The following is a 14550-nucleotide window of genomic DNA, read 5'->3' on the forward strand; positions in this document are numbered from 1 at the left end:
CATGCGGGCGACCACGGTGGAATCGACGACCAGGGTGCGCACGGTATCGCCCAAGTCCGCCGTCTCCCCGCCTCCGCTGGCGATTTCGATCCCGTGGCCGGCCAAGAGGGCGACGCATTCGCGATAGCCGGCGATGATGCCTGCGGCAGCGCCGGGCTCGCAAACCAGTTCCATGCGATGGCCCATATTGAGGGTGCGGTAGAGTTCGCGGGGGGAATGGGCGGGATCGGCCTGGAGAAGCTTGAAGGCGGGCGGAGGATCGAACAGATCGTCCTTCACGTAGAGGAGGCCTCGGCCGAAGCGCAGGCATTTGGCTTGCCCGCCGCCCGTATTGTGGAAGATGGCGGCGATGGCGTCGCCGGCGGCGGCGATGGCGGCTTTGAGGATGGGCGCGTAGGTTCGCGTCGGCGAAAGCAGGGCCTGGCCGATGGTGAGGCTGGATCCCGGGAGCGCGTCGGAAAGGCGATGGCGGCCGGTGTAGGCCAGGTTGGCGATCTCGGGCGCATAGGCCTCGGGATAGGCCTGCTTGTAATGGGGCGAAAGGAACTCGTGCCTCAGCATGGTAAAGCCGTTGCTACCCAGCCCGGAATTCTCGGCGCTCTCGTAAGTCGCGCGCCCGCCCGAGTATAGTCCTACGATGGCGAGGCCCGGGCGCAGGCGATCGCCCGTAATGACGCGCTGGCGCGGCATGCGGGCGACCACGGTGGAATCGACGACCAGGGTGCGCACGGTATCGCCCAAGTCCGCCGTCTCCCCGCCTCCGCTGGCGATTTCGATCCCGTGGCCGGCCAAGAGGGCGACGCATTCGCGATAGCCGGCGATGATGAGGAACGGGCCGAAGGCGCCCACGCAGGCGAGATCGTCCACGTTCATGACCAGGGAGTCCTGGGCCAGTCCCTTAAAGGCGGAGAAATCCCCCGTTTCCTTCCAGTGCAAATAGGCCAGGATGGCTTTGGTGCCGGCCCCATCGGCATGGATGAGCAAGCATTGGGCCGGATCTCCCGCGAGGGTGTCGGGCAGGACTTTGCAGAAGGCGCCGGGAAAGAGGCCGGGATGCTCCCCCGCGATGGCTTTGTGTACCTCGCTCTTATCGGCCGAGGCGCCTCGGTCTTCGTAACGGATGGGCTCGCTCACGGGGCAAATATAGCATTCGCCGGTTGCCGTCCCGTGACGGTCGGCCTTCGCCGGCCCGGGCGGACCCCTCACCGAATCCCGTATCCTGGACGAAGTGGCGGTAGGGCAGGTCACGCCCGGACCTTTCTTCACCACCGCCACCTTCATCGGTTACCTGCTCGGCGGGGTAACGGGCGGGTTACTGGCCGCCCTGGGGCTCATGGCCGGGGGCCCTCTTCTTGCTCGGACGCAATGCTTCTTCGACCCTCCTGATCGCCATCGGAGGGGCGGTCGGGCTCCTTGCGCGCTGGCTGGGGGGATAGCCAAGGCCGGAATTGCGCCCTTTCACACGGATCCGTCGCTATTTCCGCCGCCTCGCGCCGAACGTATTTCCGGATTATGCGCTCCCGCGTGGCCTATGCCTTGGCCGGGCTCCTATTCCTTTCCTGCCAAACGTTCGATTATAGCCCGACGATTCTGGAGGCCGAACGCCAGGAGCCGCATCTCAATGAGAGGAATCTCGAGCGCATCGCCGCGCTCGCCGGGGGGAGGCTGCAAGGCAAGATCGCCGTCATGGCCGATACCCACCTTTTCTACGACCAATTGCGGGCCGGGATCGATAAGATCAACGCCGACAGCAGCATCGATTTCGTGGTGGTGGCGGGGGACGTCACGAAATACGGTTATGCGGAGGAATACCAGGCCTTCTCGGACATCATCGCCAAGATCCGGGCGCCGGTAATCGTAGGCGTCGGCAACCATGACGTGCAGGCCGACGGGAAGGCCCTCTATGAACGGCTTTACGGCCCGACCGATTTCACCTTCGCTTGGCGCGGGTATGAATTCGTTTTCTTCGACGACAACGCGCGCGGCATCCCCGATGGGATCCCCGATTGGGGATGGCTGGACAGCGCCATGTCGTCGGCGGGCGATTCCCTCCGCATCATCCCCGTCTGCCATGCCCCGCCATACACCGATCAATTGGACAGTTCCCAAAGCCAACGGCTGGTGGACTTGTACGCCAAGAACCGGGCCGTGATCGTCATCGGCGGGCATACGCATAGTTACGACTATGGCGAGTTCTACGGGGACGGGATCCCCTACCTCATCGCCGACGACATCGGCGATCGCAACTACGTCCTGGTGACCCTGAACGACGGGAAAGCCACGGTGGAAAGGGTATTCTACTGATGCCGGCACGCCGCGCGCGGGCGCGCTTCGCGGGGTTGTGGGCCCTGGGGATCTTCTTCTCCGCCCTCGGGGCTCGCGCGACCGAAAGCGCGGCATCCGCCTTGATCCCCGATTTCGTGCGCATGCAATACGCCGGCCAAGCGGGCCTGATGAGCTTCGGGCCGGGCTATTCCTGGTGGCGCCGGCAGGTGGAGCTCAGCGCCAGCTACGGCTACGTGCCGGTGTGGGTGGCCGATCGCCGCGTCCACGTTTTCTCGGAACGGAATTCATTTTCCTTCGGTAGCCTGGAGTTGCCGCGGCATTTCGCGTTGGAGCCCGCGTTGGCGGGAGTCGCCGCCAACGTAACCCTCGGCAACCAGTACCAGTTATTCCTACCCAAGGCCCAGCGCGATTATTACTGGCCCGACGCCCTGTACTTCTGGTTCTTCACGGGGGCCAAGTTGGACTATCTGCCCCGCCGGACCCGGGGTTTTCGCGGCATCGGGACCCAAGTGGAAGTGGGCACCATCAACCAGTACCTGAAATCGTACCGGGAAAACCGGGAAGTGGACCTGGGCGACATCCTGAGCCTTTCGATTTCGGCCCAGCTTTACCTGTAGGACGTGGTAAGCCGGGTTAGAGGATGTTCTGAGCCTTTCGATTTTGGCGCGGGTTTACAGTTGACGCGGATATTTTCCCGGCCCGGATCGCATTCGTATACTACCCTCAACGAAGGCCGCGCTTGCGCCCGGCCGCCATCCGCGGGACATCCGTATGATTCATCTCCTCCTTCGCCCGAGATCCACCGGCATAATGGGGGCCCTCTGCCTGGCCGCCCTCGCCCCTTCTTTCGCCGCGAGGACTCCGCTCCCGTACGGATTGTCCCCCTGGGTGGATGGGCCGATGGCCCTGGGCCTTTATGCCATGAAGACCAACTCGGACGCGCTGATCGCGAGTACGCGCGCGGATCATCCTTGGAGCCCCTCGCTGGATAAGTCAGCCATTCCGCTTTACGATCGCTGGGCCATCGGATTCTATTCGCCCCGGCTGTCGGCCCTGAGCAGCGTGGTGGCCGGCGCGGAACTGTTGGTGCCCGCCGCCGTGGACTTGGCGGATAGTTGGAACGGGACCGCTTCCTGGGGAGCCATCGCCGTCGACGGGATCCTGCTGGAAGAAACCCTGGTGCTCTCGGGGGCGTTAAGCAGCTATGCAAAAAGCGAGCGCGTGCACGCCACTCCGCTCTCGTACGATCCCGCCGTACCGGAATCCGAAAGAAAGATCCCGCAGAACGCGAGCAGTTTCTTCTCCAACCATACCGCATCCGCCTTCGCCACCGCGGTCTATTCTTCCTACACCTTCCAGGCCCGCCATCCCGATTCCCGCCTCACGCCTTGGGTATGGGGCGGCAGCCTGGCCCTGGCCTCCACCGTGGGATCGATGCGCGTCCTGGCGGGCAAGCACTTCCCTTCCGATGTGCTGGCGGGCGCGGCCGCGGGAGCCCTGTGCGGATACCTGGTTCCCAAGGTGCATATGGGTATAGCCTGGCGCCTTGGGATAGTCGCTCCCGAAGGGACCAACGCGGTGGGGCCGTCCTTGCAGCACACCTTTTGAAACCGCCCCGGCGATGCTTTAATCGTCCGGGCGATTCGGCGTCCAGGCCCGCCTTTACTTCGAAAGCCTGTTTCTATTTCACATCGATATAGTTGAGGTTGAAATTCGATGTGGACATCGTTACGCGCATCACATGCACGCCGGCCGTCAGCTTCACCCCAGTCACCGTAACGTTTTGCCAACTCTGGGTCCCGGACGCGTTCGTGAACGAGAAGGTCGCCACGTTGACGCCGTCGACTGAAAGGACGGCGGATTTCGTACCCGCCGTTCCTGATGCCATGCGCGCGGTCAGGCTATAGGTTCCGGCCGCGGCGACATTGACGTCGTAGGCCAACCACTCGCCGGCCTGGATCCATCCCACATTATAACCGCCGCCGGCGTCCGTGGTCGCCTGTATGTCTACGTTGTCCGTCCGGTATTGGCCCCCCGCGTTCCCGGTCGTCAAGTCGTGGTAACCGACGCCTTCGCCGCCGAGCTTGTAATCCTCCGCCTGGATCCGGCCGGGCAAGGGCAGGCTCGGATCCTTCTTGAAGGACGCTGCGAGGGTATGCGTTCCCGTGGTGGTGGCCGGGAAGGTATAGGTCGTAACGGCTCCGACGGCGGCGCCGTCCACGGTTACCGCGTTGACCAGGTATCCCGTCGCCGGCGCCATGGTGAAGACGCGCGCCGTTCCCTGATAGGTCGTGACCGTGCCGGAAGGGCTTACCGTTCCATTTGTCCCCGCCGTGGCCGTGACCGTGTAGGTGGGAAGAGCGGTGAAATTGGCCGTGACGCTCTTGTTGGCGGTCATGGTTACGCTGACGGGATTGGCCGTGCCGGTGACGGCTCCGCTCCAGCTCCCGAATTTGTAGCCCGTATTCGGCGTCGCCGTCAGGGTCACCACGGTTCCGCTCACATAGGTTCCGCCTGCCGGGGACAGGGCCACGGTGCCGTTGGCGGCGCTTACGGTGAGGGTGTATTGGGGGGCGGGCTTGAAGGTGGCGCTGATGGAATGGTTGGCGGCCACGTTGGAGAAGGTATACGAGGTCACTGAGCCTTGATTAACCCCGTCCACCGAGACGATGTCCACCACGTATCCCGCGGCCGGGGTAATGGTAAAGGCCTGGGCGGACCCCTGGTTGACGGCGACGGAACCGGAGGGGCTGATGCTCCCGTTGGCGCCGGCGGAAGCGTTGATGGAATAGACCGTGACGGTGGCGCTGGCATAGAAGCGCGCTTCCCAGATGGAATAACCGTACATGGTGTTCCGCGCGGTGCCGCTCATCCGGTAGTACCGATAGGCGCCGGTCAGTCCGGCTAGGCTATCGATGCGATGGTCGCCGGTGGGCATGTTGGTCTTCGTGGCCAGAACCGTTTTGGTGGTGAAGGCGGGGTCGTTGGAACCTTCCAAGGTGTAGTTCTTCGCGTTGGAGGTCTGCCAGTCCAGGACCGCGGTGGTGATGCTCTTCGCCGTTCCCATATCGAATACGATTTTCTGGGGATCGCTGAAGGCGCTGCCCCAACGCGTCGTGGTCGCATTGCCGTCGATGGCGTCGGCGGCGGGATGCCCGGTCTCGGTGCTGGAAGCGGTGGCGGCGGCCACGGTTTGCTTGACCAGGATCTTGATCTGCGGGTTGAACACGGCGGTGACCGTTTTGTCCCCGGTCATGACCAGGTAGGTGGGATTCGTCGTCCCCGTCAGATCGCCGGTCCAGTTCGTGAAGACGTATCCGGCCGCGGGCGTTGCGACCAAGGAAGAATTATCCGATGGGAAATAGACGCCCCCGCCGCTGATGCTCCCCCCCGCCGCAGGCGAGGCTACGGTAGTAAGGGTATATACAACCGGTACGGTGATCACAATGTCATCGTATGACGCGGCGGATCCGTCAGCGACCGTTAGACGGAAGACATAGGTGCCCGGTACCGTCGGCGTGAAACTCGCCAGGACGGAATTGGCATTGGCCAGGGCGACTGCGGGGCCCGAGATTTGGGCCCAGACATAGGCCAAGGGTTGCGGGTAACCATCCGGATCCGAAGAAGCCCCGCCGTCTAAGTATGTGGAGTGATTCGGCAAGAGGGTGCGGTCGGGACCGGCATCGGCGACGGGAGGCTGGTTGATTTTGGGGGTGACATCCAGGTAATTCCAGCTGAACCTGTCCGCTCCCATGTTGATGCGGAGCGTATGCGGCCCCGCGGTGAGCCGCAAATGATCGAACACCACGTTTTGATAAACCCCGGGCACGGACGGATTGTTGAAGGATAACGTCGCCGCATTGATCCCGTCGACGGCGATGGTGGCGGATTTCGGACCGTTGTCGATGGCGACCACGCGGGCCGTAAGGGTATAGTACCCGGTAGCCGTGACATTGACATCGTAATCCAACCATTCTCCAGGCTGGATCGTGGTAACGTCGAAGGCGCCGGTCGCGTCTCCGGTCACCTCGATATCGACGTCATCGTTGCGGTATTTCCCGCCGAAATTCCCCGCGGTAGCGTCATGGTATCCGACGCCTTCGCCGCCGTAATTATAATCCTCGACTTCGATCCGGCCCGGAACCGGAATCATGATGTTCATCCCCGTCGTCAGGGGAGCGGATACGGCCATGGCGCTGGAATAGACGCCTTTGGAATGGGCCCTAACCGACAGATAGAATTCCTGGTTCGGCGCCACATCGGCCTTATTGATACGGGCCGTATAGTCGGGGGTCGAGATCAGGGTCCAATCCGACAAGTCGGTCTGGCCGGGCAAGGTTCCCAGCGCGTACTCGTAGTAGCGGATGCCTTGCGGATGATCCGATGCGAGATGGAACGACAAGCCGAGCCCGTCGAGGTCCGGTACGAGGCCGGTTATGTTGATGACCGGGCGGGTGGGAAAGTGCTGGAGGGCGACGGGTTCGGTGGTCCGGTAGAGGTAGTTCCCTATCTGCCAGAAACCCGCGAATTGCAGGTTGACTGAATACGAGGAGTTGATCCCGTCGTTCACGAGCTTCTGCTGCATAGGCCATTGATAGGAGTAATTCCTGGTATACTCATCATAAGGAGCGTATCCGCTCCAGTTCCCATTGACCTGCCTTTGCCCGAAAAGGTTCTGCTTTTGCAGGACTCCGCCCGTCTCCCCGAGGTGGGCGATATCCGGACCGCCATCCGTGGAGAGGTATTCCATGTCGCCCAGGCCGAACATGCTCAATGCGGATGAGTACGGCGGCAATAACTCGGCGCCCAGGTAATACCCGGTGAACAGGTTTTGGACCGAAGCCCAGGCGTTGGAGCCCAGGATTTGCAGGGAAGTCGCGGGGTCGGAAGGACTCCTGGCCATCCGGTACAGGTCATTGCCGAACACGAAAGGTTCCGTCGTGAATTGGGATGGATTCGTAGGGAGGCTGATCTCCGGGCCCCAGCCTCCGGGCGTTCCCGATCGTTTGTACTCCGACCCATCGACCCAGTACAAGAGGTCGCGGGATCCATCCCCGAGCGTATGGGAGCTCAAATAATTATAGGGGAGCCCGGAGAGGCCATGCACTAAGCTTTCCGGGCCCAGGATGGACCCGGAAACGGTTCTCGAATAAAACCCTTCCCCTCCCGTCCGATTATCCATCCATACGACGTGGTTGGTTCCTTCCGGCTCGGCTGCCATGGTAAGATCGCCGGCGTAAAAGGAAACTTGCCCGCTCGAGGTTACTTGCAATTCGGGAGACCAGGCTCCGCTGGCGTGATCGAGTTTGGTCAGGAATACGTCGCAATGCGGAAAATCGCCGGACAACCCGATATAGGCCACGTACACGTTCATCTGCGCGTCCACGGTGGCGGCGAAGTTATAGACGGTGCGGTTGATCGGAAGGAAGTACGGCTCGTCCCAGGTCCCATCCGCCGATCGGGAAGTTACGGAAAGACTGGAAAAAGGCGAGACAAGGTTGACCATGAGAGAGAAAATCCGCCCATCGGGCAGGCGAAGCATTTGGTTCGTCCCAATTCCGCTCGTACCCATAAGGTGAATCCCGCCCCAGCGCGAATTGATGCGATTGAGATCGATGGGTTCGGTTTTGACCAGGGACGCCCCGGAGTAGATATCCATCGACAGGGTGGTCTGGTAATCCTGGGGCACGTTGGCTGCCAGCTTAAGCTGGAATGGGGACGAGGAATTGGTTTTGGACATCCCCTCGCCGATCGCACCGTAGTCGGCGTCCGAACGGATTACCTGGATATAGGGATCATTTCCGCTGATCCGTGCGGTAAAGGAATTGGCTGAAGAGTAGTTCCGGAGGGAGACGAGCAAATCCACGGTCTCGCCGGGTTCCGGCAAGCCATTCTGGTTCCCTTGGGTATCCATTAGGGTCGGATCCGCCGCATGCACGTTCACCCCGGAATAATACGGGCCGACCGCCTGCGCGGCATTGACAAGTCCGCTGCCCAACAGTCCCCGCATGTGGAAATTGGTCCCATCGATATCCGTCGCCGTTGCCAATAGCTGATGCGCGACCTGGTCCCGCGTCCAGTCCGGATGGGCCGCCATCACCAAAGCGGCGACGCCGGCGACCACCGGGCTCGCCATGCTGGTGCCCGATTCCTTCCGATACCCGTTGTTCGGGATGGTGCTGAGGACGTTTACGCCGGGGGCCGCGATGTCGACGTTCGCGCCATAATTGGAAAAGACCGCGGCGAAGTTCGTACCACCGGTCGCGGCTACGGCAATGACTTCATTGAAATCGGCGGGATAGAATTTCAGCGGAGAGCTACTGTTCCCGGCCCCCGCCACCAGAAGGCAGCCCCCATCGTAGGCGAATCGGATCGCCTCGTATTCCGCTTGGCTGTAGTAGGGCGACCCAAAGCTCATATTGATGATATCGGCGCCGTTCAGGGCGGCATAATGGAGCGCCCCGATGATGGCATCTTCCGTAAGGGCCCCGTTCCCGCCTTGCGTGCTGTACCCGGCGCGCAGGGGCATGATTTTCGTCTTCCAGGTTACGCCCGTGATGCCTACGCCGTTGTTGCCGCAGCCTGCCACGATGCCGGACACGTGGGTTCCGTGGCTATGGAAATCCATGGGATCATTGTCCGGCGGGCCGAAGTCCTCGCCCGGGTCCACTTCGCTTTGCGATACGTCCACGAAGTCCCAACCGCGCACGTCGTCGATGAATCCGTTGCCGTCGTTGTCGATGCCGTCTCCGTCGATTTCGCCCGCATTGCTCCATATATTCGCGGCCAAATCCGGATGGGTCCAATCCACGCCGACATCGATGACCGCCACCACCACGTTCTCCGAGCCCGTGGTCGCGTCCCAAGCCTCCTGGGCGTGGATGGTTTGCAGGAAAGGTTGGTCCGTGAAGCCGGGGTCGTTCGGAGTCGTGGAGCGGGTGCGGTAGATATGGTTGGGCTGCGCCCATTCGATATCGGGATTCTTCCCCAATTCCGAGAGAAGCTGCTTCTGGGTTTCGCCTTTCACGTCGAATTTCATTTTATAGACCCGGCCCCGCTTGGAGAGGAGCGCTTGGGTTTGCGCCCGTTCCAGCCGCTTGCGCATGCGATCGCGTTTGGCATTCGCGGGCGCGGCGCCGGGCGCCTTCATGCTTTCCAGTTTCCGGGTAATGGCATCGTACGGATCGTCCTGGATTTGCTTGATGCCTTTGAAGCGGAAGCGGCTTTCCAATCCCTTGAAAGAAGCCACCGAAGTGGTCTTCGCAAGGGACGAAGCGCCCGTCACCTGGGAGCGTACCTGCGTCTCCGCCCCCGGCTTGAACTTGACCAGGACTTCCCCCGGCACGCTTTCTTCGGCGAAAATGCCGGAATCCGAAACCACGGAGATACCCGCGGCATTCGCGACGACATGCGACCCGGACGGGGCCGCCGAAATGCGCGCCGCCGGCGCCGCGTGAAGGGCAATCGCCGTCATCACTAATGGGATCAGGGTTATCGGTGAAAGGAAACGTGAGCCTGGCCGGAGATGCAGCATTGGAAGCGCCTTTGGTGTATCGAAACAGTTTTATTGGTCCGGGTGAAACGCGAGCGAACCAGAAATAGTCAGAGTTTCCGCGGATGGCAGCATGTTTATTCGGATTTTTTGGCGGAAGCCCGGAGGCCATGGCTTCCCGGTAGGCTCCAAACCAACTTTCTCAAATTTCCTGGTCAAAAACGGATTTTCCGGACTTGGCTTCGCGGAGGTTAAATTCCCCTGCGCGCAACCCTTTGTCCGGAGTCCAGGATTGGTTTTGAAGACTATGCTTTTCCCGCTTTACCGCAACCCTGTCCGCCTTCGCTTCCTCGCCCCGGCCGCGATCTTCTTCACCTGCGCATACGCATCGGCCCAAACCCCCTCGGCCGGAGCTGTCCCCGCCTCCCGCGCCAAGTCCCGACCCGGAAGCCCGGACCAAGTGGAGATCTTCCCATACGGTTATTCCTTGATGGACCCCGCCTTTTCCCAAGGCATCGGCGCGGAAACCTTGGTGCCGGAAAACGGTTTCGCCGCATCCTTCATCAATCCCGCCGTATTGGCCGACTCGAACCGGTCCGGGACCGCGGCCATGTCCCTTGCCTATGCTTCCTTGTATCCGAATCTCAACTTCCCGGACCTGAATGAGACGGCCTGGGAGGCGCATTATCGCCATGCGGATTGGGGCTATTCCTTAAAGTTGCGGCGTCACGATTTCGGATCCACGCCCGTCGATTCGGTTACGGCTTCCCCATCGGGTTCAGGCGTGGGCATGGAATATTCCCTCTCCTTGGCCCGCGCCTTTTCGTTAAGCCCGCGCTTGCGCCAGGCCTTCGGGGTAACCTTTACGGTGATCAAAGCGCCCGCATCCTTCGTGGACAAGGGCGCGACGGAGGGAGGGTATTCGATGGATGCCGGGTATTACGGCACCTGGGGAAGGAATTTCCGCTGGGGCGCCGCTCTAGACAATGTCGGCTTTCCCATCGAGGGCGTGCGGCCCGAAATCGTCCGCTCGCGCTATCCCGGTTATCAAGTCGATGAGCGTTTGCTGATTTCCGATCCCGGTTCCGTGCTGACGCCGATGGGAATCCATGTGGGCGGCCGCATCTCGGAAAGCGCGCATCTGCATGGGATCGAGATCGTGGGCGTCGGGATCACGGCGGTCCTTTCCGGGCAGTTCCCCGGATACTCGTTCCGCGATGCGCAACGTTTCTGGATCGGCGCAGCCGACGTGGAAGTTGCGAAAACCCTGCGTCTGCGCGCCGGCCGCTTGGATGGCGAAGGGGAAATGGCGGTGAACCGATTCGCCGCCGATCTCGGGCTTTTCCGCCACGTGGAAATAGGGTTCGCATTGGCAACCGCCAGGGATGCCTTATACGACGGGCAAAAATCCTTCCATGTCGGCTGCTACGATCTGTTGGATTGGGGCCGCGGGGATTGGACCTGGTGGCGGGATTGATCGGGGCCGCAAGGCCTTTCCGACCTAGGCCGTTTTACGCGACCGTAGCATCCCGATGATCCCCGGCAGCAGGCTGATGAAGATTATGGCGAGGATGACCACGGTGAAGTTCCTCTTCACCACCGGGATATTGCCGAACAAGTAGCCCGCCCCCGTGCACACCGTGACCCACAGCAGGGCCCCCGCCACGCAATACAGGATGTAGGTACGGAAGCGCATGGCGCCCATGCCGGCCACGAAGGGCGCGAAGGTGCGGACGATGGGCACGAAGCGGGCCATCACGATGGTCTTGGCGCCGTGGCGGGCGTAGAAGGCATGGGTCCGCTCCAGGTAGGCGCGCTTGAACACGCGCGAGTCGGGTTTGGAAAAGAGCCGCGTCCCCAGGAATTTGCCGATGGCGTAGTTGACGAGATCACCCATGAGGCAGGCGCCAAAGAGCAAGGGTATCAGCACGGTTACCTGCAGCTTTTCCAGGGCCGCGAAGGACCCGGAATGGCGAAGAGGATGGCATAGGTGAGGCCGCCGTATTGCTGGATCACCATTCCCAGGCGCACGTCCAGATGCAGGAACAGATCCACCAATTTCCGTAGTAATTCCACCGATCCTCCCAGGTAACTCTAGCGAACCTTAAGCCCAGCGGGCGATCACGTCCATCACGTGGCGCGCCCCGTCCCGCACGGGGCTGGCTCGCATGGCTTCGCGGTAAATCTCCGCCTGGGCCTCGAGCAAGGCCAATTCCTGCTCCAAGCGTCCCGGCACGATGTCCTCTTCCGCCAGGACGCGGCTGAAACCTTCCGCCTCGAAGGCTCGGGCGTTCAGGATTTGATCGCCGCGCGAAGCCGTCAGCGGCAAAGGGACCAGAAGGTTCGGCTTACGCAGCGCGAGGAATTCGAAGATGGCGTTCGACCCCGCGCGGGAAAGCACCAGATCGGCGGCGGCCAGCACGTCCGGCATTTCCGCGGAAACGTATTCGAGTTGGCGATACCCCGGGCGGCCTTGCAAGGCTGGATCGATTCCGCCCTTGCCGCACAGGTGGGCGATGCGATAGCGCGCCAATAGTCCCGGCAGAGCCGCGCGCACGGCCGCGTTCAGGTTGCGCGACCCCAGGCTCCCGCCGATGATCAAAAGCAATGGCCTCCGATCGGCGCCCGCGCTTTGTCCGCCGGCACCCGGTGCGACCGCGCCCTGCGCGTCAGCCTCATGCGCTGTCAATCCCAGGAACGCCTCCCCCTTCTCCCGCGAACCTTGGAAAAGTTCGGCGCGGATGGGGGCGCCCGTCTGCACCGCCTTGTCCTTGGGCAAATGCCGCAGGGTCTCCCGGAAGCTGACGCAAACCGCGCGCGCGAACGGGATCGCCATCCGGTTTGCCAGCCCCGGCGTGAGATCGGATTCGTGGATGACCACGGGGATCCCGCGCAAGCGCGCCGCCAGGACCACGGGCACGGCCACGAAGCCGCCTTTGGAGAAGACCAGCTTGGGCCGAACGCGCCCCAGGATCCGCCACGCCTGCCAAAGGCCGAGGACGATCCGGAAGGGATCGGAAAAATTCTTCCGGTCGAAATAACGCCGCAACTTGCCCGAAGCGATCCCGTGGAAGGGCAAACCCGCCTCGGCGACCAGTTTTTTTTCGATGCCGGCCTCGGAGCCTACGTATTCGGCGCGCCAGCCCGCGGCCGAGAGCAGCGGCAGCAAGGCGAGGTTGGGTATGACGTGCCCGGCGGTGCCGCCGCCGGTCAGCACGATCGTGCGCGCGGGATCCATCGGGGCAAAAGTAGCAAAGGCCACGGCATGCGGACGCCCACCGCGGCGGACCCGTTTCCGGGACCACTTCTTTGGTACAATGGGAATATGCCGTTGAACCCTCCCTGGAACCTGATGCAAGAAACCCTGGAGCGGCTCCAGGATTTCAACCTCGGCGCCCAACGGCTTTCCGACTTCTACAAGTCCAAGGAAGAGAAGCACGGCCCGGACGAACTGACGGATCTCTTCTTCCAGGGCAATCCGCCGCAAAAGCTGCTGGAACGCCTGCTCTTTTTCCTCTTCGACATCGGCGTACCGGATCGGCAGACCGGAAGCCGGGCTTTGGAATTGCGGCGCTTGCGCCGGCTTTGGAAACGCATCGGCGCCGAGCTTCCCATGACCGATACCGAACATGCGCTCGCGGACAAGACCGAATGGCTCTTCGGACGTGGGCCGGAAGAATTGGATGCCGGGCTGAAGGATGCCAGGGCCGCCTTCCAATCCGTGCTCGACGGCCGGCCCATCGCCGCGGAGCAGCGCGCCACCCTGGCGGGCCTCATCCGCGCGGAGGCAGAAGCCTTGCAGGATCGCGTCATTTGGCTTTCCGAGAACACCGACCCGTATAACCTGAAGACCATGGCGCGCATCCTGCCGCGTCTGCGCATCTACGACGAAGCCGTGCACGAGGGGCTGGACCTGGCCCGCCGCCAGGAGGCCGGCGAACCCGTGGGGCTGAAAGTCGTGAGCTTCGAAGCCTACATGAAGGAGGGCATCTTCAATAAGTGGCGGTCCAAGGTGGCCAAACGCGAAAGCCTGGCCCGCCTCGCCCAGCTGATGGAAACGCAACGGATCAAGAAGATCCCCACCTTGGATCTCATCGCCCTCTCCACCCTTTGCCGCTGGACGTATGAAGCGATCGGCGAGACTTCCGCGCCCCTGGATTGGATCGAGAAGGCCATGGCCTGCTACCGCGACGGAGAATTCGAAGTGGACGCCGGCCAGGCCGCGCGGGTATTGCAGCCCGCGCTTTCGGGCAGCGGCGCCAAGATGGCCGGCACCCGCGTGACCGGTAACTTCGGGGTGAAAACCTTCCCCGCGTGGATCGGCCGGGACCTGTTGACAAAATCCTTCCTCAAGGGCGTGGACGAAGGATCGCTGGACATCAAGGCCGTCATCACCCAGAACATCACCCGCGACTCCATCGTGGAAGCGCTGCTCAACAACCCGAAGGTATTCCAGATGCCCGGGTTGGTCGCCTTCATATGCGCCACCAGCCGGTCGGTGGCCCTGCTCAGCAAGATCGCCAAGTCGCGCCAGCTGCATACGGGGTTCGCCAATCGCGACGTCCCTCTCGGCCTTCTGCATAGCCCCTGTAACGTCCCGATTTCCCTGCTGCGCCCCTTCATCAACGTGAAGTACGTGGCCCTGATCGATCTGAAGCACCTGGCCCGGGCCAAGGCGGGAATCCGCCGGGCGGTCAAGGATGAAGCCGAAGCCTATTTGAAGTCGCGCCAGTAGCGTGATGGCCCGGCATGGGTCCGGTCGCGGTTTCGAT

Annotated in this window: 8 protein-coding genes and 2 pseudogenes; 6 read left to right on the forward strand and 4 right to left on the reverse strand. The window is 62.2% G+C overall.

All coding sequences use genetic code 11. From position 1 onward, the window contains the following. A partial coding sequence (locus tag JF616_10985; GenBank protein MBW8888270.1) for a hypothetical protein occupies positions 1 to 1134 on the reverse strand: 1134 nt, incomplete at its 3' end. An 82-nt stretch (positions 1135 to 1216) separates the two neighbouring features. On the opposite strand from JF616_10985, the pseudogene JF616_10990 reads away from it, so the two are divergent. From JF616_10990 to JF616_11005, 4 genes and pseudogenes are all read left to right on the forward strand, one after another. Next, positions 1217 to 1333, forward strand: a pseudogene (locus tag JF616_10990) (chromate transporter). A 179-nt stretch (positions 1334 to 1512) separates the two neighbouring features. Continuing rightward, the gene (locus JF616_10995; GenBank protein MBW8888271.1) at positions 1513 to 2304 is read left to right on the forward strand and encodes a metallophosphoesterase; all 792 of its coding nucleotides are present in this window, start codon (positions 1513 to 1515) and stop codon (positions 2302 to 2304) included. After that, complete coding sequence (locus tag JF616_11000; protein MBW8888272.1) at positions 2304 to 2903, forward strand: hypothetical protein; 600 nt, start codon at positions 2304 to 2306, stop codon at positions 2901 to 2903. Before JF616_10995 ends, JF616_11000 begins: the two co-directional genes overlap by 1 nt. 154 nt (positions 2904 to 3057) lie before the next feature. Beyond that, positions 3058 to 3894, forward strand: coding sequence for a phosphatase PAP2 family protein (locus JF616_11005; protein ID MBW8888273.1), 837 nt, complete (start codon positions 3058 to 3060; stop codon positions 3892 to 3894). 73 nt (positions 3895 to 3967) lie between these two features. On the opposite strand, the gene JF616_11010 is transcribed toward JF616_11005, so the two are convergent. Continuing rightward, entirely contained in the window at positions 3968 to 9760 is a 5793-nt protein-coding gene (locus JF616_11010) for a S8 family serine peptidase (GenBank protein ID MBW8888274.1), read from the reverse strand. Between the two features lie 316 nt (positions 9761 to 10076). On the opposite strand from JF616_11010, the gene JF616_11015 reads away from it, so the two are divergent. Beyond that, positions 10077 to 11255 (forward strand): hypothetical protein, encoded by a 1179-nt coding sequence (locus tag JF616_11015; protein ID MBW8888275.1) that lies wholly within the window; start codon positions 10077 to 10079, stop codon positions 11253 to 11255. Between the two features lie 24 nt (positions 11256 to 11279). Here JF616_11015 and JF616_11020 read toward each other — a convergent pair. After that, positions 11280 to 11797 (reverse strand): annotated as a pseudogene (locus JF616_11020) (VTT domain-containing protein). Between the two features lie 85 nt (positions 11798 to 11882). Continuing rightward, complete coding sequence (locus JF616_11025; protein ID MBW8888276.1) at positions 11883 to 13016, reverse strand: undecaprenyldiphospho-muramoylpentapeptide beta-N-acetylglucosaminyltransferase; 1134 nt, start codon at positions 13014 to 13016, stop codon at positions 11883 to 11885. 87 nt (positions 13017 to 13103) lie between these two features. Here JF616_11025 and JF616_11030 point away from each other — a divergent pair, with 87 nt between their 5' ends. Then, positions 13104 to 14513 carry a hypothetical protein gene (locus JF616_11030; GenBank protein MBW8888277.1) on the forward strand — a complete coding sequence of 470 codons (1410 nt, stop codon included), beginning with the start codon at positions 13104 to 13106 and terminating at the stop codon, positions 14511 to 14513. Positions 14514 to 14550 lie beyond the last annotated feature (37 nt).

This window comes from Fibrobacterota bacterium (assembly GCA_019509785.1).
Lineage (GTDB): Bacteria > Fibrobacterota > Fibrobacteria > UBA11236 > UBA11236 > Chersky-265.